This window comes from Candidatus Neomarinimicrobiota bacterium (assembly GCA_022573815.1).
GTDB lineage: Bacteria > Fidelibacterota > SORT01 > SORT01 > SORT01 > JACZTG01.
Map to the genome: position 1 here is coordinate 58,893 of JACZTG010000001.1, position 21,693 is coordinate 80,585.

24 protein-coding genes are annotated in these 21,693 nt (G+C 39.9%); 22 read left to right on the forward strand and 2 right to left on the reverse strand.

Going from position 1 to position 21,693, the window contains the following annotated elements; all coding sequences use genetic code 11:
• Positions 1-2: 2 nt before the first annotated feature.
• Positions 3-1,640 (reverse strand): DUF814 domain-containing protein, encoded by a 1,638-nt coding sequence (locus IIB39_00280; GenBank protein ID MCH8927135.1) that lies wholly within the window; start codon positions 1,638-1,640, stop codon positions 3-5.
• Between the two features lie 140 nt (positions 1,641-1,780).
• Between IIB39_00280 and IIB39_00285 the strand changes: the two genes are divergently transcribed.
• From IIB39_00285 to IIB39_00340, 12 genes are all read left to right on the forward strand, one after another.
• On the forward strand, positions 1,781-2,653 hold the full coding sequence (locus IIB39_00285; GenBank protein MCH8927136.1) for a YicC family protein: 873 nt from the start codon (positions 1,781-1,783) through the stop codon (positions 2,651-2,653).
• Positions 2,654-2,659: 6 nt separating this feature from the next.
• Positions 2,660-3,238: a guanylate kinase gene (gene gmk / locus IIB39_00290; protein ID MCH8927137.1), complete on the forward strand. Its 579-nt coding sequence runs from the start codon at positions 2,660-2,662 to the stop codon at positions 3,236-3,238.
• A 3-nt stretch (positions 3,239-3,241) separates the two neighbouring features.
• Complete coding sequence (locus IIB39_00295) at positions 3,242-3,574, forward strand: DNA-directed RNA polymerase subunit omega (protein MCH8927138.1); 333 nt, start codon at positions 3,242-3,244, stop codon at positions 3,572-3,574.
• Between the two features lie 11 nt (positions 3,575-3,585).
• Positions 3,586-4,788, forward strand: coding sequence for a bifunctional phosphopantothenoylcysteine decarboxylase/phosphopantothenate--cysteine ligase CoaBC (gene coaBC, locus IIB39_00300; GenBank protein MCH8927139.1), 1,203 nt, complete (start codon positions 3,586-3,588; stop codon positions 4,786-4,788).
• A 4-nt stretch (positions 4,789-4,792) separates the two neighbouring features.
• Positions 4,793-5,491, forward strand: a complete 699-nt coding sequence (locus IIB39_00305; GenBank protein ID MCH8927140.1) for a uracil-DNA glycosylase — start codon at positions 4,793-4,795, stop codon at positions 5,489-5,491.
• Entirely contained in the window at positions 5,492-6,871 is a 1,380-nt protein-coding gene (gene dnaB / locus IIB39_00310; GenBank protein ID MCH8927141.1) for a replicative DNA helicase, read from the forward strand. It abuts the gene before it with no gap.
• A 12-nt stretch (positions 6,872-6,883) separates the two neighbouring features.
• Complete coding sequence (locus tag IIB39_00315) at positions 6,884-9,061, forward strand: bifunctional (p)ppGpp synthetase/guanosine-3',5'-bis(diphosphate) 3'-pyrophosphohydrolase (protein ID MCH8927142.1); 2,178 nt, start codon at positions 6,884-6,886, stop codon at positions 9,059-9,061.
• 81 nt (positions 9,062-9,142) lie between these two features.
• Positions 9,143-9,466, forward strand: a complete 324-nt coding sequence (locus tag IIB39_00320; protein MCH8927143.1) for an integration host factor subunit beta — start codon at positions 9,143-9,145, stop codon at positions 9,464-9,466.
• Positions 9,467-9,537: 71 nt separating this feature from the next.
• Positions 9,538-9,966, forward strand: coding sequence for a Holliday junction resolvase RuvX (gene ruvX, locus IIB39_00325; GenBank protein ID MCH8927144.1), 429 nt, complete (start codon positions 9,538-9,540; stop codon positions 9,964-9,966).
• A 1-nt stretch (position 9,967) separates the two neighbouring features.
• Positions 9,968-11,530 carry an apolipoprotein N-acyltransferase gene (gene lnt / locus IIB39_00330; GenBank protein ID MCH8927145.1) on the forward strand — a complete coding sequence of 521 codons (1,563 nt, stop codon included), beginning with the start codon at positions 9,968-9,970 and terminating at the stop codon, positions 11,528-11,530.
• Positions 11,520-12,116, forward strand: a complete 597-nt coding sequence (locus tag IIB39_00335; protein MCH8927146.1) for a hypothetical protein — start codon at positions 11,520-11,522, stop codon at positions 12,114-12,116. The genes lnt and IIB39_00335 overlap by 11 nt, the downstream gene beginning before the upstream one ends.
• A gap of 5 nt (positions 12,117-12,121) precedes the next feature.
• On the forward strand, positions 12,122-12,877 hold the full coding sequence (locus tag IIB39_00340; protein ID MCH8927147.1) for a hypothetical protein: 756 nt from the start codon (positions 12,122-12,124) through the stop codon (positions 12,875-12,877).
• On the opposite strand, the gene IIB39_00345 is transcribed toward IIB39_00340, so the two are convergent.
• Positions 12,867-13,820 (reverse strand): aminopeptidase, encoded by a 954-nt coding sequence (locus IIB39_00345; GenBank protein MCH8927148.1) that lies wholly within the window; start codon positions 13,818-13,820, stop codon positions 12,867-12,869. The genes IIB39_00340 and IIB39_00345 overlap by 11 nt on opposite strands.
• Before the next feature lie 141 nt (positions 13,821-13,961).
• On the opposite strand from IIB39_00345, the gene IIB39_00350 reads away from it, so the two are divergent.
• The 10 genes from IIB39_00350 to purQ all read left to right on the forward strand — a co-directional run bounded on the left by IIB39_00350 (position 13,962) and on the right by purQ (position 21,684).
• The gene (locus tag IIB39_00350) at positions 13,962-14,777 is read left to right on the forward strand and encodes an energy-coupling factor transporter transmembrane protein EcfT (protein ID MCH8927149.1); all 816 of its coding nucleotides are present in this window, start codon (positions 13,962-13,964) and stop codon (positions 14,775-14,777) included.
• A gap of 10 nt (positions 14,778-14,787) precedes the next feature.
• Positions 14,788-15,522, forward strand: coding sequence for a tRNA pseudouridine(38-40) synthase TruA (gene truA, locus IIB39_00355; GenBank protein ID MCH8927150.1), 735 nt, complete (start codon positions 14,788-14,790; stop codon positions 15,520-15,522).
• Between the two features lie 12 nt (positions 15,523-15,534).
• The gene (gene fsa / locus IIB39_00360) at positions 15,535-16,179 is read left to right on the forward strand and encodes a fructose-6-phosphate aldolase (GenBank protein MCH8927151.1); all 645 of its coding nucleotides are present in this window, start codon (positions 15,535-15,537) and stop codon (positions 16,177-16,179) included.
• Positions 16,180-16,322: 143 nt separating this feature from the next.
• A complete protein-coding gene (locus tag IIB39_00365; GenBank protein ID MCH8927152.1) occupies positions 16,323-17,330 on the forward strand; it encodes a trypsin-like peptidase domain-containing protein in 1,008 nt (335 codons plus the stop codon).
• A 5-nt stretch (positions 17,331-17,335) separates the two neighbouring features.
• Complete coding sequence (locus IIB39_00370; GenBank protein ID MCH8927153.1) at positions 17,336-18,631, forward strand: adenylosuccinate lyase; 1,296 nt, start codon at positions 17,336-17,338, stop codon at positions 18,629-18,631.
• A gap of 12 nt (positions 18,632-18,643) precedes the next feature.
• Positions 18,644-19,348, forward strand: a complete 705-nt coding sequence (locus tag IIB39_00375; protein MCH8927154.1) for a phosphoribosylaminoimidazolesuccinocarboxamide synthase — start codon at positions 18,644-18,646, stop codon at positions 19,346-19,348.
• 15 nt (positions 19,349-19,363) lie between these two features.
• Complete coding sequence (locus tag IIB39_00380; protein MCH8927155.1) at positions 19,364-20,008, forward strand: phosphatidylserine decarboxylase family protein; 645 nt, start codon at positions 19,364-19,366, stop codon at positions 20,006-20,008.
• Positions 20,001-20,732: a CDP-diacylglycerol--serine O-phosphatidyltransferase gene (pssA, locus tag IIB39_00385; GenBank protein MCH8927156.1), complete on the forward strand. Its 732-nt coding sequence runs from the start codon at positions 20,001-20,003 to the stop codon at positions 20,730-20,732. Before IIB39_00380 ends, pssA begins: the two co-directional genes overlap by 8 nt.
• Before the next feature lie 10 nt (positions 20,733-20,742).
• On the forward strand, positions 20,743-20,988 hold the full coding sequence (purS, locus tag IIB39_00390; protein ID MCH8927157.1) for a phosphoribosylformylglycinamidine synthase subunit PurS: 246 nt from the start codon (positions 20,743-20,745) through the stop codon (positions 20,986-20,988).
• A gap of 9 nt (positions 20,989-20,997) precedes the next feature.
• Complete coding sequence (gene purQ / locus IIB39_00395) at positions 20,998-21,684, forward strand: phosphoribosylformylglycinamidine synthase subunit PurQ (protein ID MCH8927158.1); 687 nt, start codon at positions 20,998-21,000, stop codon at positions 21,682-21,684.
• Positions 21,685-21,693 lie beyond the last annotated feature (9 nt).

Consider the following 21,693-nt stretch of genomic DNA (forward strand, 5'->3'; position numbering starts at 1 on the left):
GGCTATTGGTCGGGCTTTACCATTATGGACTTTTCGTTCTTAATATGCACCGCGCCGGGCGCCGACCCTTTTTTCTTCCAGACATATTTTCGTAAGGTGTAAATGACCGGAACAATACCGGAATGTTTCTGCGAACTGTATCGCGCGGCGAGTTGGGCCGCCTGAATTATTACGTCTCGAGGGAAAGGGTCTCCCTTTTTTATTGCCGGAACTATCACGTGAGAGCCTTGACCTCCTTGCACGTGCAGCCAGAGGTCGTTCTTTTTAGCTACTTTGAAAGTGAGTTTATCGTTGTCTCTTGAGCTTTTACCAACCAATACTGAATATCCGTTACCTGCGTCAAACTTCCGATAAGGATAAGAACTGAATTCTTTTTTCTTCTTCAGTGGAGTTTTCTTTTTCTTTAGAATCTTTTCAAAAGCGTTCCATTCGTTTATTGATTTAACTTTTTCGATTTCAGTCAGCAGATTGCTGATATTCGGTATTTCTCTTTCGCCTTCCGCAATAACTTTTTCAAGTTTTTTCTCACCCGAACGGGCTGATTTAGCTTTTTTATAATATCGTTCGGCGTTAGCGGCAGGTGGTATGAGGGGGTCGAGTTTTATCTCCACTTCGTCTCCGTTAAAATCGGTTAAAGAAACAGTTGTCATCCCTTTTTTGAACAATGTCAGGTTGGATATGAGAAGGTCGGCAATTTTATCCCAATCTTTTCGCTCTTTTAGTTTCGAGAGATCGACTTTCTGTTTTTTGGTTCTTTCAAATACGGATTTTAATTTTGATTTCAATCCTTTTACAGCCTCTCTTTTCTTTTTGATTAAATTTTCATAACCATATACGGCTTTATTAGTTTCGATAATCGCATCATTTATGGATTTAAACTTCTCCGTCGAGACTCCCTGCAGGTGAGTCAACTCAATAAGAGAGAAAATCGGCGGGGAAGAATGATAGAGAAACTGTTTTGGATTAGAAAATGCCGACGTGATTGAGTTATATGCCGTGAAAAGTTTCTTATAACCGCTATCGGAAAGTGTGTGGCTCAGTGCGTCAGGTTGTAATCCCGCACTGAAAATCAGTTCATCGGCAATAGTTTTGTTCACCAAAGGAAGTGAATTACGAAGCGCCTTTTTAAGTTTGACGGACGTTTTAGATTTTAATGATTCTTTAAGTTTTTTAACGCTATTAAGTGTCTGAATGTTATTCGGCTGAAAAACGTCGCTATAATGTAAATTCATTAATTTTGCCGGGCTTTTGAATGAGTTCAGAATTTCAGATTCATTATTTAGAATCACCACATTTGGCAGGGAGCCGTAAAAGATAAACCGTAAAATCAAATTTCTTTCAAATCGAAAGGAAATTACCTTCTCATCTCCGGAAATCAGATTGGAAATAAATTTCAAACCGTTTAATTCATTGAATAATCGCACTGTTTGTTTTTTCTTCGGCTTAAAACTTCCTGCAATGGCATAAAGATAAGATTTTCCTTTAACCGCATTGAAAAATAGTGTTTTTGTTTCTTTGCCTTCGAATTCCAAAAGTAATTCGTTCTTACGAAATGTGAAAGCTGAGGAGAATCGCATTCCTTTGAGCATAACCTCCAATTCAAGAGATAGGAGTTTCAATGTTTCATGATGATTAATCATAGTAAAATAAACTTAAACAATTATTTAGAAGAAAAATAATACTATTGACTATCCGTCCGGTAATATTTACTTTACCTTGCTTAATATAAAATGAGTTATAACGCTCATTTCAGGTAATAAAAAAGCGCTAAGGAGATAGTTTGCTCAGTAGTATGACAGGATACGGAAGAGGGGAATCCACCGGACCACACTGCACAGTTGCGGTGGAATTACGGTCGGTGAACAATCGCTATTGCGACGTTGTTTTGAGAAATAACAAAGGTTTTATGCAATGGGATGACGAGGTAAGACGCATAATACAGAAAAATCTTAAGCGTGGGAAAATCTATGTTAATATAAATGTGGAAGCTACGAATTCAAACGGAGATGTTTCTAAATTAGATTCGGACGCGGTAAAAAAATATGCTTCTCTTTTAGAAGAGATTAAGAAACACGCAGGAATAGATGAGCCTATTCAGCTCAGTCATCTGCTCAGTAATAACAATATATATGCTCAGCCATCAGAGATAGACGAAGAAGATTTGCACAAGTTAATGCTTAAAGCCCTTGAAAGCGCGCTTACTCAGGTAGAAAATATGCGGAGCGAAGAAGGGGAAAAATTATCAGCAGATATTACAGAAAGAATTAATTTGATAAAAGAAGAGGTTACAAGCATAAAGAATATATCTTCTGATAATGCGTCTACGCAATTCGAAAAATTAAAAGTAAGAGCCCAAGAGCTCATCGGCAATGAAATGGAGTTCGACCGGCTTAATCAAGAGCTCGCCCTGCTATCAGATAAATTGGATATTTCGGAAGAATGTGTAAGAATAGATAGTCATGTCGGTCAATTCACAGATTATTTAACAATTGACGAGCCTGTGGGTAAAAGACTTGATTTTTTATTGCAGGAAATGAATCGTGAATCCAATACGATTTCTTCTAAAAGTAATAATGTATCAATTTCTCATATAATAGTAGAAATGAGAAACGTAATTGAATCGTTACGAGAACAAGTACAAAATATAATTTAAACGAAATTGTCATCAGGAAATAAAAGAGGTTTACTTGTGGTAGTATGCGCGCCATCCGGCTCCGGGAAAACATCAATCTGCAAAGCATTTATGAGCAGAAATTCACGTTCAGGCTATTCCATATCCCTCACAACGCGTCCGCCGAGAGCCGGGGAAGTGGACGGAGTTGACTTCCGATTTGTGAGTACCGAAGAATTTCAAAATGCGGTGAATAATGATGAATTTGTTGAATATGAAAAGGTACATGATTCAATGTACGGCACTCGTAAGGACGACATAGAAACTGCTCTCAGCAATGGAAATATATTGTTAATCGATATAGACGTGCATGGCGGCATGGCAATAAAAAATGAATACCCGGATGATACAATTACTATTTTTATAAAACCGCCGTCTATTGAGGAATTAAAACGAAGACTTCAGGCAAGAGGAACTGAATCGGAAGAAAAAATTATAAAGCGTTTGGAACGATACGAGTATGAACTTTTAAAATCAAAAGATTTTGATATAATAATTAAAAACGAAGATTTTGATGTCGCAGTAAGTGATTTTGAAAACAGTATTAACAATAAAGGAGGAAGTTAGCGAATGGGGTTAGAAACAATAAGAATGCGAGACTTGGAAGGAAAAGCTAAAAACTTGTATGAGGCGGTTACTGTAATGGCAAAACGAGCCAAACATATAAATAACACCAGACTTTCAAAAAAAGAAGAAATTTTAGACCACGACGACGCAGAGGATTACTCGGCTGAACCGATAGTTCCGGTAATCAGCACAGTGAAAGAAACTAAAGTAGCTACTGTTGCGCTCAACGAGTTTTTAAACGGCGAAATTGAATTCGAGTACGTAAAACCGATGCCTGTCTCTGAAGACGAAGAGTTGAGTGAAGGCGAAGAAGAAGAAAAAACCGAAAAATCCTAAAGCAGCGGAAGATGATTTTCAAAGATCATAAAATAGTTCTCGGAGTGACCGGTGGCATAGCAATATATAAATCCGCTGCTCTATTGCGTGAGCTGGTGAATGAACATGGGGCAGAAGTACAGGTCATAATGAGCGACTCTGCCCTGAAATTTATGACTCCGCTGATATTCGAGACGTTCTCGGGGAAACCTGTCTGGACGAGCTTGTTCAGTGATGAAGAAGCTGTTGGCGTTCGTCATGTTACAATTTCAAAGTGGGCTGATGTAGTTCTTGTGTGCCCTGCTACTGCCAATATCATTGGAAAAGCGGCGAATGGAATAGCTGACGATTTGCTTTCAACAGTAATTTGTGATGCCGGTACAAAAACAATATTTGCCGCCGCAATGGAAACAGGAATGTATTATAACCCGATTGTTCAGGGAAATGTTGCCCGATTAAAAGAAGCGGGTTTTGGATTTATCGAGCCTGAGACGGGAGAATTAGCGAGCGGTTCAATCGGGGTAGGCAGACTCGCAGAAAATAAAACAATAATTCATTCAGTGGAAAGACATTTGCAGCCGGGCAGCCTTAATGGTAAGAAAATATTGGTTACGGCCGGTTCTACAAGAGAATTCATTGATCCTGTACGTTTTATTTCAAATCCCTCAACAGGGAAAATGGGATACGCGATTGCTGAAGCAGCTTCTCTTCAGGGCGCTGAAGTTACACTTGTAAGCGGACATTCTGAATTGGAAGAACCTGCAATTTCTAAATTAATTCGAGTATCAACCGCTGAGGAGATGAAAAACGCGGTGGTTAAGGAGTTTAAGAAATCAGATGCATTGATAATGGCTGCGGCAGTGGGTGATTACACAAATTCAGATATTAAAAAACACAAACTGAAAAAGAATTGGGGAACATTGAAACTCGAGCTAAAACCTACCGATGACATCCTGACACTGATCGGCAAAGATAAGGGAAATAAGAAAATTATAGGTTTTAGTCTGGAAACCGAAAATATGATCAAGAATTCAAAGGCCAAGCTGAAGAATAAGAACCTCGACCTTATCATCGCCAACAATCCCACTGAAGAGGGTGCGGGATTCGGATATGATACAAATAAAGTCTCGATGATAAACTCTGCCGGCGAAGTGGAAAATTTTGATTTAATGAGCAAGAAAAAGCTATCACGTATAATCGTTGATAAGTTATCGAATATGATGAACGGAAATTAATCGTTTGTCGCCTCCATTAAATAGCAAAGCAGCTCGATATTTTGAACAGCAGAAGGAATTGTATGGTTCGGAAATCCTGCTTGACGAAAAACTCAGACCGAATCGAAATGCCGATAAAAACGGTGATTCAGCGAAACTTCTTGAAGCATATTATAATGAAATTAAAGATTGCCAGCTCTGCTCACTTGGAAGCACTCGCACTAAATTTGTATTCGGAGTCGGTAATCCGAACGCCGACCTGCTGCTTATCGGCGAAGCGCCGGGACAAAATGAAGATCTTCAGGGAGAGCCGTTTGTAGGACGAGCAGGGCAATTACTCGACAAGATACTTCATTCGATAGGGCTTTCGAGAGAAGAAGTCTATATTGCAAATGTTTTGAAATGCAGACCTCCCAATAACAGGGACCCATTAAAAACTGAATCTGAAACCTGTAAGCCTTATCTTAAGAAACAAATAGAGATCATCAAACCAAAATTGATTCTTGCTCTCGGGCGGATATCGGGTGTTTGGCTCATCGGCGAGGAAATGTCGCTTGGTGATATGAGAGGTAAAACTTTCTTTTTCGGTGACAGCGAGATGATGGTCACATACCATCCGGCAGCCTTATTGAGGAATCCGAATTGGAAGAGACCATGTTGGGAAGATATGCAAAAGGTAAGGGATCGGTTAAAAGAATTGACAGCTAATTCGAGTATGGCATAAATGGCTAAATCAAAGGGTTCACAGGAAAAAGTACCTCCATATTCGAGGGAAGCGGAAGAATCTGTCCTCGGCGCAATGATGCTGAGCAAAGAAGCGACATTTAAAGCATTCGAGCGGATTTGGGATACAAACGTATTTTATTTTGCCGAGCACAGATTCATCTATACCGCGATGAATGAGCTTTTTAATGATTCTCAGCCCATAGATCAGATTACTGTATCCGATAAGCTGAAACAAAAGGGTCAGCTCGAAAAAGTGGGTGGAAGTTTTTATGTGACCGGATTATTGGAAAGTACCCCCTTAGCTTCAAATATTGATAAATACATTGATATAATTATCGAGAAGGTGCTGCTCCGAAATTTGATTTCCCTGGGAGGCAGAATGACCTCTGACGGATATGACGCTTCCACGGGAGTAAATGAGTTGATTGAATCTTACGAGCAAAAGATATTTCAGCTTACCGAAGGGAGATGGAACAGCTCATTCAGACCTATTGAGCCTATTATCCATGACACAATGGAATACATTGATAAAATCAGCCAGACTAAAGGATATGTCACGGGTATTCCAAGCGGCTATACGGAACTCGATAAGAAAACGGCAGGGTTTCAGGATTCTAATCTCATTATTATTGCAGCGCGTCCATCCGTTGGTAAAACGGCCTTGGCTCTTTCAATGGCAAAAAATATGGCTCTCACAAGCAATACTTCCGTAGGGTTTTTTAGTTTAGAAATGTCAGCTCATGAACTTGCGCTCCGATTATTATGTATGGAAGCGAAGGTGAGTTCACTCGATGTCAAGATGAAAAAATCTTCAAATCAGGATCGTTCCCGTTTAGTAAATGCCAGTAACAAGTTATTTAAAGCTCCTATATTTATTGATGATACAGCCGGTCTAACTGTCTTGGAATTAAGGGCAAAAGCCAGAAGACTTAAAGCAGAATATGATATAGGTATATTGTTTATTGATTACCTTCAATTGATGACCGGGCCGGCAAATACAGAAAACAGACAACAGGAGATTTCAACTATATCTCGTTCCCTTAAAGCTACATCGAAGGAACTCAACATTCCGATAATAGCTCTCTCTCAACTTTCTCGCGCACCCGAGCAGAGAGGTACGAAGGACAGACGTCCGCAGCTTTCTGATCTAAGAGAAAGCGGCGCACTTGAACAAGATGCCGATCTTGTGTTATTTATATACAGAGAGGGGATGTATGACAGATATGAAGAAGGATACCAGCAGCCTGATGAAGACGAAGCGGAGATTATTATCGGAAAACAACGTAACGGACCAACAGGAACCGTCAGATTGACATTCTTGAGTAATTATGCGAGGTTTGAAAACAAGGTATTCGAATACGACACGCCTCCTTTTTAAGGTGGTATCAAATTGATTAATGTATTAGACGCGATAGAAAAACGTGTTATCCCTAAATATCCGAGGAAATTCCGCAAACTTTTAGGTAGTATCGAGTATGAAATAAGTTCCAAGGACGGTGATTTTCTTTGGGAGGCATATACTTTTGCCCGTCGGGCGCATAAGGGTCAAACCCGGCTTTCCGGCGAAGCATACTTTGAACACTGCTATCAAACTGCTCTGAATCTGTGTAAAATGAATATGGATATAGTCACTATTGCCAGTGGGCTATTGCATGACGTTTTAGAAGATACAGAAGTATCTATTGACGATATAGCAAATACTTTCGGCGATGAGGTCAGCCGTCTCGTAAATGGCGTAACGAAAATTTCCGAGCTTGATTATAAGAGTAATGAAGAAAAACAGGCCGGTAATTTCAGGAAGATGCTTTTTTCTGTGATTGAAGACCTTAGAGTAATTTTAATTAAATTCGCAGATCGTCTGCATAATATGAGAACGCTTGAATATCTTCCGGAAAAGAAAGCAAAACGAATCGCATTGGAAACTCGCGATGTTTATGCGCCATTGGCTCATCGTCTCGGAATGGGTAGGATAAAATGGGAATTAGAGGATCTTTGTTTAAAAATTCTTGAACCTGATTCTTACGCGGCTATAGAAAAAAAGGTTAAGGGTAAGAGGGGAGAGCGTGAGAGATATATTCAAAAAGTTGCGAAACCATTAAAAGTAAAGCTAAAAGAATCTAAAATTGAAGCGGATATATCAGGCCGACCTAAGCATTTTTCCAGTATTTTTGGGAAAATGACCAGAAGGGAAAAGCCGTTTGAAGAGATTTACGATCTTTTTGCTATTAGGGTAATTGTAAATTCTGTGGAGGAATGCTACGCAACTTTGGGATTAGTGCATTCGATGTATAATCCCGTGGCAGAACGTTTCAAGGATTTCATCGCCATCCCAAAAGCAAATGGCTATCAATCAATACATACCACTATCGTCGGACCGGGTGGAAAAATGGTCGAGATTCAGATTAGAACTTATGAAATGGATAGAACAGCAGAAGACGGTATTGCTGCGCATTGGCGGTACAAAGAGGGAAAAAAGGAAGATGAAGACCTTGATCAGTATATGAAATGGCTGAGAGAACTTATTGAGGCGATTCAAAATGAAGATGCGAATCCGACTGAATTTATGCAATCGCTAAAGATAGATCTGTTTAAGGATGAAATCTTTGCTTTTACGCCAAGGGGTGAATTGATGCAGCTTCCAACCGGTTCCACTCCGGTAGATTTTGCATATGCAGTTCATACTGAAGTGGGCAATCATTGTATTGGAGCCAAAGTAAACGGCAAGATAGTGCCGTTAAATACGAGTCTTTCCAGCGGAGATTCCGTCGAAATAATTACCAGCGATTCCCAACATCCCAACTCGGCACATCTAAAATTCGTTAAGACGGGAAAAGCGAGAAGCAGAATAAAACGGTGGATAGCGAAAGAAAGATCCGAGCAAGCAATTAAGCTGGGGAAAGAAATAATTGATAAGAAGCTCAAACGAAGGAAAGTTTCCAAGGCGAGGCAGAAGCTCAAAGAAGCGCTGGTCAACACCAATTATAATACAATGGAAGACTTATATAAAGCGGTTGGATCGGGAAATTATCCATTTGAAAAACTAATAAATATTATTATTCCTTCCGAGGTTAAAGAAGAAAAAGAAGAAGAGAAGGATAAAAAAAGTTTTTTAGATAGAGCAAGAAGGCGGGTCAAGGGCGTTAAAGTACAGGGATTGGATAACATTATGATTAATTTTGGTAAATGCTGTCAACCAATTCCCGGAGACGATATTATCGGATTTATAACAAGGGGAAAGGGTGTTACTATACACAGAGTGGACTGTAAGGATTCTGCGCATTTATTTAGTTCCAAGGACCGATCTATAGAAGTGGAGTGGGATACAGGTAAAAAAGATGAGTTTCTCGTTCGCGTAAGGATTCAAGGCAGGGAAAGAAAACATTTCCTTAGAGACCTGACAGAAGCTATCTCGTCAACAAACACAAATATTTTAAGCCTCGATCTTGATGTGGAGGATTCGATCGCGGGAGTCAATCTCGTAGTCCAGGTCAGAAATCTTAAACATTTTAATACGGTTAGTAAGAAAATATCAAATATACCAGGTATTATAGGGGTCGAACGCGGATAGTAAAAGAGCTTGAAGCTAATGAACTTATTATTTATCTTAAACTTATCTATAAATGCAATAATTATAATGAGGAATGAGTAAATGAGTTCAATAACCTATACTAAGCGAGACGTGGCAAGACAAACCGCTCGGAAATTGGGTCTCAAAATTTATATGGTTGAGGAGATAGTGGACGGTGTATTTACTACTCTCAGGGAAATGATGAGCGAGCCTTTCCCGCAGATTAGAATTGAGGTTAGAAATTTCGGTGTATTTGAGGTTAAACCGACAAAAGCGAAGCCGAAAGCGAGAAATCCTCGTACAAATGAAATAATTCATGTTCCTCCACGGAGAAAGACCCACTTTAGACCCGGCAAATTGCTGAAAAAATCTCTGAGACTACCGCTTGATTCACTTCAAGGCTGACGAACTTTCAATTTCAAAATTAGTTTTAATCATAAATACCTCAGTGGCAATTCATCAATTATGCGAAAATCTTGAATGAACCCGGGCGTATTTTAGCAATCGACTACGGCGAGAAGCGGGTAGGGCTTGCCATGACAGATCCATTGGCAATTATAGCCAGCGGTTTTAACACAATTCAAAACAATAATAGAAAAGATTTAATCAAAGAGTTATTAGAAATAATTCAATCAAATGGCGTAAATGGAGTAGTAGTGGGAATACCTTACTCTCTTGACGGCGAGAGCGGCCCAATGGCGGAATCAGTGAAAGAATTCGTTAGGGAACTCGAATCCAGTGTGGAAGTTAAAGTAGAGACCTGGCCGGAAGAATATTCATCGGAAGATGCAAAGAGCGAATTGCGGAAATTAGGCGTAGATTATAGGAAGGACAAAGGCGAAGTAGATAAAATGGCTGCGGCTCTCATATTACGGTCATATTTGGATCATATAGAGAAACACTGAATTGAACGGTGAAGAAAGTAATATAAAACGCGAAAAGAAAGTTGATTACGCTTTACTCGGTTTTTTTGCTCTCTTATTTGGAGGTTCGTTTCCTCCGCTAAATACGGGCTATTTCGCGTGGATAGCCTTTGTTCCATACTTTTATTTTCTTGAACGAAACCTCAACGCTAAAATGTTCAGGAAAAACTTTATTACGGGATTGGTAGCAAATCTAATAATTATTTATTGGATAGGAGCAAATTCCGGAGCGTCTGCTTTTGTCGGAATATTAACAGTAATTGGTTCAGTTTCAGTTCTTGCTCTCTGGTTCACATTATACGGATGGATACACGTTCGGCTACTGAAAAAATGGGGAGACTCCGCAATCTGGGCAGCGCCGGTCGTATGGGTAGGGATTGAATTCGTTCGTTCACACGGTTCTTTAGGGTTTCCGTGGACAATGATAGCAAACTCCCAAACGTATTATATTCCGCTGATTCAATTTGCCTCAATAACAGGAGCATGGGGAGTATCATTTTTACTTATATTCGTGAATGTATTAGCGTTTAAAGCGCTGAAATCGCTGTCACAGCCGAAAATTGCAGGAATATATGCAATAGCCGGAGGTATGGCGCTTTTAATCCCCTGGCTATATGGAACTGCTGTTCTAAGCGGCGCAGATACGATTCTTGAAAATACGGTCAATTCAATAAAAGTCAGTATCGTACAGCCGAATATTGATCCGAAAGACAAATGGAATGTGGAGTTGAGAGACGAAGTATATCGGAATTACGGAAAGCTGACAGCCGAAGCGGGAAAATATAATCCCGATCTCATAATTTGGCCCGAAACTGCTACGCCGGCATATCTACGTACAAACAGGGACAACAGATTTGATCAGGTACTCTCTTTTGTTGATTCGGTGGGAATTCCGCTTTTGACCGGTACGTTAGATTATAAATACTATGGAAAAGATAAGTTTCACAAATATAATTCCTGCTTTCTTCTTCGTCCCGGAACTCGAAATATAGAACGTTACCATAAAATGTATCTGGTGCCTTTTGCCGAGAAAGTTCCGTTCGAGGATAAGTTACCGTTTCTCTCTAATTTTGATGTAGGACAGGCAAATTTTACAAGTGGAGAGGACTATAAAGTATTTGATTTAGATGGCAAAAAATTCTCCGTAGGTATCTGTTTCGAATCCGTATTTCCTTCATCATCAAGGACTTTTGTATCAGGCGGGGCGGAGCTTCTCATCATCATCACTAATGACGCATGGTTCGGAAACACTTCAGGCCCATACCAGCATGCTCAGATAGCCGTGATGAGAGCAATAGAAAATCGTCGGTCGATAGCCAGGTGCGCAAATACGGGAATATCGGAGCTTATTGACCCTTTCGGGCGAATCACGAAAAAGATAGGACTCGGGAAAAGAGGCGTACTTTCCGGAGAGCTGAAGCTTCTTGATGAGGAAACGATATACAATAAGTACGGCGATTATGTCGGTTGGATAACCGCCGTTATCACACTTCTATTAGTAGGAATAAGTTATGTAAAGCTACCGTCAGGTAAAAATGAAGTATAAAATTATTTCAATCTTCTTGATTCTAATAGTGAGCGCTCAATTATCCGGGCAGGATGAAATAATGAATAATGTTCGATTTGCAGAAACAGCAATAAAAAAGATAGTGACCGACAGTCTGACGGTTAATGCGATTCCTAAAGAAAAAACGTATAGAATTTTAAGTTCAGAAAATGAAGCCAAGACTTTGTTTGTGACAACCGCAGTCAAAGAAGCGCTTGACGAAATGGGATATACCACTATATTGGATGATGATGTTGACACTCTCACAAATATTGTTGAATTGAATATTCTCAATCCGAAAATCAACTTTGAACTTCGCGACGGATTGAGAAAAATATCAGGAAACTTTAAGTTATTGCTTTATTCGAAGTCAGATGGGAATATAAATTGGGGAAAAGAAATGGATTTGAGTTTTCTGGGAAATGATTCGGTAAAGGGAATTGATACCGGTTTATTAGAACAGGGCGCTCCCGATTTTTTAAAGAGTAAGAGGGAAGTTAAATTCTCAAGCAGCAAAATGGAAAAATTTTTGGCAGGAGTGATCGCCGGGATTATTACATATCTTTTATATTCGGTGAGGAGTTGAAAATATTGAAATTGACTAAATCATCGGGAATTTTGATTGCTCTAATTATCTTAATCGGCAACTCCTACTTATATCCCTCAGATGGGGACGACAAAAAGATTATCCCTGTAGGATTGGTGCAGAGGATGTCTGCGGATGTGACTTCTAAAAGTATAAATGCAAATCTAATGCTGTCTCAGGGAATCGACTATGATAATTATCCTACAAAGAGAAAAGCTGTTTTGTTATCGTTCTTATTGCCGGGCTTGGGAGAAAAGTCAATCGGAAGTCATACATCAGCCAAAATATTTCATTCGTCCGAAACAGCGCTCTGGTTGTCATTGATATGGAACATAAAAGTTAAAAATTGGAAGAAAGAGGATTTTGAAGTTTTTGCTTCGGCAAATGCGGGAGTTGATATAAATGGCAAGGATGATCTGTTTTTCGCAAATATAGGCGGGTATAACACTGTTGAAGATTTCAACGCTTCCAGGAGACGGAGTCGAGACCCGACAAGCGTTTATAATTTGGAGGAGTATAGTTGGAACTGGAGTTCAAATGAGGCAAGGCTCAGGTATAAATCACTGCGGTTTGACAGTGAAAACGCTCAACTAAATATCGAATACACCATCGGATTTTTAATATTAAATAGAATAATTAGCGTTATGAATACAAGCTACAGATACGGACGGAATCAGATGATTGGCAGGTCTATCGAAAGCGCACAGTTGAAGATTAGCCCGGAAGGCACGCCTGTAGTTTCTATGAACTTCATATTCTGATTTTTCCTCCCGATAGAATCACTTTATCATCAATAGTCAAGGTCGGCTTGAGTAAAATGCCGTCTAAGTGAATTCCAACATCGCAGGTTCCGCCCATACTTATATTGTTTCCAAGCGCAACATGAACGGTTCCGAGAATTTTTTCGTCTTCTAAGATATTTCCCGTGAGAATCGCTTTATGGTTGGTTCCTATACCGAGTTCGGCGATATTTCTCCCCTTTTTACCGAAAGGCGCAAGCTGTTTTCTTAAAATGCGGGCTTCGCGTGTTCCGATAATTTTTGTGACATAGCCATTCGAAATATACATTTTAATAGGTTTTTTGATAATCCCTGTATTTCCCATAGAACCGTTGATTACCATTATACCATCCGTTTTCCCTTCCACCGGAGCTAAAAAAGCTTCGCCCGCCGGAATATTGCATGTCTCTCCCGGATTGGTTACGTATCCGGTATCGGGTATTCCTTTTCTCCCTTTGATGGACATTCTCAAATCAGTTCCCGACGCGGTAGTGATATGAACATTTCGACCTATAGTGAGAATATCTGATATTTTATTTGTGATAAGAGACATTCTTTTCATATCCGCATTCCCCGCGCGCGCTAACATATCTTCGTTTACGTTTGGAAGCGTGATGGTTCTCGCACCCTTTTTACTGGCTGCTCTTCGAGCATTTGTATGTGTCAGCGATTTGCTTGTGGGACAAATAAGAACATCGGTGGAGAGCATAAGCTTCGCTATGGCATCAGGCGGCTCTTCACCGTCTGTAGAGCGCGGAATCATATCAATGAGAAACGATTCGGCTCCCAATTCTTTTGCCCTTTCATGAAATAATATTCCGATATGCCGTGTTTTCGCATCAGTGATGACAAGAACCTTTTCACCCTTTTTTACGGCTAAGCTGTTAGTTAAAGCTGAATTTACGGCATCTGACAATCTCTTCAATAGAGCACCATCTGTAAAAATTGAATTATTTTTCCCTCGTTAATTCGGAGCATTTAACCAACTCAATTCTCCTAACAAAGTCAAGCAAAAGTTCCCTTGACCGGCCGATAATAAAATTCAACGAATGATTTCGCAGCAAATTTGACTTTTATTTTATTCAGCTTAACTTATCTACTCGTTAACAATGCTAAAAATATATCAGGATCAATAATCGACCTTTCCAATTCTTTTTATATGAAATATGATCCACGCGTTAAATCTATATTTTTTGTTTGTCTGCTCATTCTCGCAATGGTAGGAGGGATGCGGTCAACGCTGACTTCTCTGCTGTTTTTATTGATAATAATAGGAGTTGAGCCTTCGGGGTTTAAACGGTTTTGGCAGAGATCAAAATACTTTTTATTGCTTGTTCCGTTAACGTTCGTATTTCATTTTATTTTCAATGCGAGCTTTTTAGGTGGAACGGGATTATCATATTCGGATGAAATAGTGAACAAAGCGCTTTTTTTTACTTATCGGGTTGGAATATTAGTTTCTGCCGGAGCTTATTTCAGTATGACTGTTGAACCGGCAAGTTTGGCGGAATCTCTGAGGGAGTTGGCAGCTCCGTTAGGAAAAATCGGTGTTCCGCTTGAGCGTATCTCCCTTCTTTTTCTTTTGGCGCTGTCTTTTGTTCCGATAATTTCTGATCAGGCTGTTCGGATAAAGGAGGCACAGATTGCCCGCGGAATTTCAATGGGGAATAGTCTCTTTAGCAGAGTCAGACGGATGCTTCCTGTGCTGATTCCGCTTTTCACACTAAGCCTTGCTCGAGCGGAGCGATTAGCTCTTGTGCTTGAATCGAGAGGATATAGCAGTCCCGGCGCTAAAACACGATTAAAGAAGTTCAGATTTTCCACGGCTGATTATATATCAACATTTATTGCCACAGCGGTTACAGGAGCAACGTATTTTTAATATGAGGAATGTGAAACTTCTTTTGGAGTATGATGGAACTAACTACAGCGGGTGGCAAAAACAAAAAAACGGGATAACCGTGCAGGGGGAATTAGAAAAAAGTCTTAAAATAATAGTGGGGCAGGACTTGACGGTAACGGGAGCCGGAAGAACTGATAAAGGCGTGCATGCTAAAGGGCAGGTAGCGAACTTTAAAACATCCGCTGATATTCCTGCGGATAAGATAAAGAGCGGGCTTAACGGCACTCTACCGAGAGACATAAGGGTTCTTGCATCGGAGGATGTAGATGATAAATTTGATTCGCGCAGAAGCGCGATTGAACGGCACTACGGATATAAAATTATTAGGAGAGTGACTGCGCTTGAACGACATTTCGCTCACCGTCTGGAGATTGAATTAAATGTAAGTGAAATGAATTCTGCCGCAAATTTCATTATGACACAAAAAGACTTCAACTCATTTTGCAAAGCGACCTCGGGAACCGAAAACGGAAATTGTAACGTATTAAAATCCGTGTGGAATGAATATGATGATTTTTTGTATTATACTATAAGAGCTGACAGGTTTCTGCACCATATGGTAAGATCGCTTGTCGGCACAATGATAGAAATAGGTAACGGTAATATTGGTATTGAAGATTTTAAATTGATATTTGAGAAGTCTGATAGAAGAGCGGCAGGGCCTACTGCCCCTGCTCACGGGTTATATCTTGAAAAAGTTATTTATCCCAACGATGTGAATTGATAGAGGAGTGAAATGAAAATATTTTTAGATACTGCAAATGTGGATGAGATTAAAGAAGGCGCTTCATGGGGAATTGTGGATGGAGTAACAACAAATCCAACTTTAATCGCTAAAGAAGGTCGGGATTTTGAAACAGTAATAAAAGAAATTTGTGAACTTGTTGACGGGCCGGTAAACGCTGAAGTGGTAGGACTTAAAGTAGATGAAATGGTAGAAGAAGGCAGAAAGCTAAGAGAACTGCATAAAAACATCTGTGTTAAAATTCCTATGACGGTTGATGGCATAAAAGCTGTGAAGATTTTAAGCAGTGAAGGAACTATGACCAACGTAACGCTGATATTTTCAGCACTTCAAGCGCTATTAGCCGCTAAGGCCGGAGCTACTTTCGTTAGCCCGTTTGTAGGCAGGATAGACGATATGGCAGCTGAGGGGATGAATCTTATTGGTGATATCAGGCAGATTTACGATAATTACGGATATAAAACGGAAATAATCGTTGCGAGTATTCGGAACCCGATCCATGTGGTTGATTCAGCTTTATACGGAGCGGATATCGCTACGCTTCCGATGAAAGTGCTTCATCAGATGGCAAAGCATCCTTTAACGGATATTGGCTTGAAGCAGTTCCTTAAAGACTGGGAGTCAATGAAATCATAACAGGTTTTTGCATACGAAAGATGAAAGGTCATAAGTCGATATATTATATTTTAATATTATTGGTATCTGTTTCTTTAATACAAGATCTAACCGCGCAGGATAAAAACGATGCGAATGCATTTATTTCTAATAATAGAAATAATATGATAACAAGGACAGTTGCCGATGCCAGTCCGGCAGTTGCAGGAATAAATGCTACTCAGATTCGTGAATATTCACGGACTCCGTTTGACAAGGACCCTATTTGGTCGCTTCTGTTTCCTGATAGGGTATTCAGGCAAAGAATAAAAAGTTTGGGTTCCGGTTTTTTAATTTCATCGGATGGGTTTATACTGACCAATACGCACGTAATTGAAAACGCTGAAGAAGTTATAGTGACCTTATCTGATGGAACAGATCACAATGCCGATATAGTAGGCATTGATGAGGTATCTGATATTGCATTGCTGAAAATCAAGGGAAAAAATTTTCCATTCCTGAAAATGGGCAATTCAGATGATATAATTATCGGGGAATGGGTCATTGCTCTCGGTAATCCATTCGGGCTTTTCGACGTAAGTAAAAAGCCTACTGCAACAGTAGGTGTGGTATCCGGATTAGATCTTGATTTCGGTCAACAGGAATCAGGAAGAGTTTATCAGGATATGATACAGACGGATGCCTCGATAAACTCCGGAAACAGCGGCGGTCCATTGCTTAACGCAATTGGTGAAGTAATCGGTGTGAACACTTTTATCTTCACCGGTAGCCGGTTTTCTGAAGGGTCAATTGGAATCGGTTTCGCCATACCCGTGAACAGAGCAATTTCCGTTTATGAGGAATTAAGGACTATGGGTAAAGTTGATAGAAGTTTCTGGACGGGAATGGCAGTAAGAAACCTGAATCGGCTGTTAGCGAAACATTTGGACTTGAAAACTGAAAAGGGTGTGATTGTCACGAACGTTGAAAAGAAAAGCCCGGCTTCGAAAGCCGGATTACTCGTAGGCGATATAATTATTAAAGTAAATAATGTTGAAGTGATTGATGATGACGATATCTTCAGAATAATTGAGGAAAATTTTTTGAGAGCCGGAGATTTATTGACTATCGAAATTAAAAGAGGGAATTCGGTTAGAGGCGTTAAAATGATTTTAGGAAAATCTCACAAGTAATTATTATGATAGACCGATACACTCCGAAAGAAATAGGTAATGTTTGGACGGAAGAGCATAAATTTGATACCTGGCTCGAAATAGAAACCATAGTCGCCGAGGTGCAATCCGAAATAGGTATGATTCCGAAGGAAGCAGCAAAATCCATTCGCGCAAAGGGTAAGTTTTCCGTTAAGCGGATTGACGAAATTGAAAATGAAGTTAATCATGACGTAATCGCTTTTCTCACTAATGTTGCCGAGTATGTGGGTGATAATTCCGGTTATATGCATTTCGGAATGACCTCTTCAGACCTTCTTGATACATCACTCGCTATGAGGATGAAAGAAGCGGGAATGATAATCGCTAAAGAACTGTCGGTTCTTGAAGATGTATTGATAAAAAGAGCGTTAGAACATAAGAATTCCGTAATGGTAGGCAGAACCCACGGTATCCACGCAGAGCTGCTGACATTCGGTTTGAAGCTCGCCGTATGGATAGAGGAAGTGAGACGACATAAAAAAAGATGGTCAGAGGTATTAGAAGATATTTCTACAGGTCAAATATCGGGCGCTGTGGGAACGTATTCTCATTTGGGTCCTGAAATAGAATCTGCGGTATGTGAACGGCTTGGATTAACGCCTGCCCCTATATCCAACCAGATAATTCAGAGAGACAGACACGCAAGTTATCTGAACATGCTTGCATTGATAGCATCCAGCCTGGAAAAATTTGCTGTGGAAATTCGCCATTTACAGAGGACGGAAGTAAGAGAAGTTCAGGAGTATTTCAGTAAAGGACAAAAAGGCTCTTCGGCTATGCCGCATAAAAAAAATCCGATCCTCGCCGAAAGAATCAGTGGAATGGCGCGTCTCGTAAGAGGATATTCGCTTGCTGCTCTGGAAAATGTGGCGTTGTGGCACGAGCGGGATATATCTCATTCATCAGTTGAAAGAGTTATAATTCCGGATGCCACTATTACAGTGGTATATTGTCTTAAGAAATTTAGTTCATTAATGGAAAATCTGATAGTGGATCCGGATAGAATGAGAGAAAATATTAATCAATCATTTAATCTTGTTTATTCAGGGGGAGTGCTGCTTAAGCTGATTGAGAAAGAGATAGCCAGAGAAAAAGCATATTCGATTGTACAGACATCTGCAATGAAAGCCTGGAACGAGCAGATAGATTTTAAAGTATGTTTACAGGAAAATAACGAAGTTCAATCTCTGCTAAGTGAGGAAGAAATTGAAGAATGTTTCAAGCCGGAATTGAACTTAAAATACGTAGATGAAATATTTGATAGATTGAATCTACATTAACGGAGGAACGTGTTGGACAAGAAAAATCTTTTATATGAAGGTAAAGCAAAAAAAATATATTCTACCAAAGACGATGAACTTGTAATTCAACTCTTTAAGGATGATGCTACAGCAGGAAATGGCGCCAAGAAAGGTACTATTAAAGGAAAAGGCGAGGTCAACAATCAGGTATCGGCATTCCTATTCGATTATTTGAAAACCTTTGGCATTCCAACTCATTACGAGAAAAAGCTGACCGCTACATCCATGCTGGTAAAAAAACTTGAGATGTTCAAATTAGAAGTCGTAATGAGAAATATCGCTGCCGGAAGCCTTGTAAAGAAATACGGTATTAAAGAGGGGACGGAACTTGAGCAACCTGTGCTTGAGTATTATTTAAAAGAAGATAAGCTGCATGATCCGATGATAAGTAACGAACATGCTGTGGCATTCAAGCTTGCCACTCTGGACCAGGTGACGGAAATCGGAAAATATGCTAAAAAGATAAATGTTGTCTTAAAAGATTTTTTAATTAGAAGAGACCTACTGCTGGTTGATTTTAAATTGGAGTTCGGGCTTCAAAACGGAACAATCTATCTTGGTGACGAAATTTCGCCTGATACCTGCCGTTTCTGGGATGCAGAGACTAAAAAGAAACTTGACAAAGACCGGTTCAGGCAAGATCTTGGAGGCGTGGTAAGCGCCTACAAGGAAATTTTGTCAAGAGTTCTCGGTTAATATTAGAGATATAAGATGGCTTTAGACGGACTTCCATTCATTGGAGCAGCAGGATTAGTACTGATAATCTTGGGGATAATTGCATCCTTTACCGGAAGCAATATTATTTGGGGATTCACCTTCGCCGAAGGAGTGCTTTTGCTCTTTATAATTTTTTTCTTTCGTGATCCCGACAGAGTTACGCCGGAAGGAGTAGGACTTGTAATATCCGCCGCTGACGGTAAAGTAGTGGTGGTAAAAGAGGCGAGTTTTCCCGAACTGTCTGACGAAAAGCTGATTCAGGTGTCTGTATTTCTATCGGTATTCGATGTGCATATAAACAGGATTCCGATTTCGGGTGTTGTTGATGAAATAAAATATTACCCGGGAAAATTCTTAGCCGCCTGGAATGAAAAGGCATCGCTCGAAAACGAGCAAACGCTTATTTCTATTGACACTGGAAGCAAAAAAATATACTTTAAACAAATAGCAGGATTGATCGCAAGGCGAATAGTCTGGAAACTTGAACCCGGTCAATCTGTCAGCGCTGGAGAAAGATTCGGATTAATAAGGTTTGGAAGTCGGGTTGATATTCTCCTCCCGTTGAACTCGGAGATTCGAGTTAAAGTTGGTGATAAAGTTAAGGGAGGGGAAACAGTAATAGGGATTATAGATGTTTAGAATAAGCAAATCTGTGGTACCGAGTGTATTTACGGTTATGAACCAAATGAGCGGTTACCTCTCAATTCTTGCTACAATCAACGGCAAGTTTTCCATGGCAGCATATTTTATAATAATAGCTACTCTGTTTGACGCTCTTGATGGAAAAATAGCCCGTAAATTGAATCAGCCATCACATTTTGGGTTAGAATTTGATTCAATGGCAGACATTATCTCATTCGGACTTGCTCCCTCAGTATTACTTTATAAAGCCTTTTCCGGAGATTGGGTAGTGGCAGGAGCCATAGTTGCATTTGTGCCTCTATTATTCGCGGGAATAAGGCTGGCGAAATTCAATATTCATTCGGAGAAACATTCCGCAAAATTTGTGGGTTTACCCGTTCCGGGTATGGCGATGTTACATTCGTCATTGGTTCTTTTTAATTTTGCAGTCCCTTATAATATGGGGGCGGCAAGGTTTGTAATACCTCTTATAATTTTAACATCCACTCTTATGATAAGTCATATTCCTTTCGATAAATTCCCTCACTTCTCCTTAAAAAGAGATGGTAAGGTTAATATTATGTTGTGGATAATGGTCGCCTCAGGTATCTTGATGCTCACTTTCAGAGGTTTGGTAATATTCCCGATTACTTTTACATATCTAACCTATGTTATCGGTCGTTGGATACTGAATAATGGGAAAGAAGAATCAGAAATTACCGACTCCACTATCCGGGAATGACGGCGATTTGATAACAGCCAGGGTAAAAGTCACATTAAAGGACGGTATTTTAGATCCGCGGGGTAAAACTATCTTAGAAGCTTTTCCGGGGGTCGGCATAGAGGGAATCAAGGAACTCCGAACAGGTAAATATTTTGAAATTCTGTTTGATTCTGCTGAATTAGAAGAAGCTCGGATATCAACCGAAAAAGCCTGCGAAAAGCTGTTATCAAACCCTGTAATAGAGAAATATACTTATGAGTTGCTTGAGGAGTAAATGCGTTAAATGAAATTCGGTATAGTCGTATTTCCCGGATCAAATTGCGATTTAGACGCTCAACACGTATTACAGGACGTTCTTCTTCAAGACGTGAAAATGCTTTGGCACAAAAATTCCGAGCTTGAAGAAGTGGATGTAGTGATACTTCCGGGTGGATTCAGTTATGGCGATTATTTACGAGCCGGCGCAATTGCGCGGTTTTCTCCGATTATGGATTCTGTGATAGAATTTGCGAATAAAGGTAAACCTGTTCTTGGTATTTGTAATGGATTTCAAATATTGCTCGAATGCGGATTGTTGCCCGGAGCGCTGGTAACTAATGACTCTTTAAGGTTCATCAGCGACGATGTATATATTACACCTGAGGCAGATAATCCTGTTTATTCCGCGAAATATGAAAAATCACAGGTTTTAAAAATGCCGATAGCGCATATCGGAGGAAATTATTTTGCTGATGCGGAAACTTTGGCTCTGCTTGAGTCAAACAATCAGATAGCTTTCCGATATTGTGACAAGGATGGGAATGTGAACGATGAATCCAACCCGAACGGTTCAATTGCCGATATTGCCGGAATTTATAATAAATCAGGTAACGTGTTAGGATTGATGCCTCATCCGGAACGAGCGAGTGAATCCATTTTAGGCTCCGATGACGGATTGGGAATATTTGAATCAATAACAGCTGCGGGTTAAGCGAAAAAA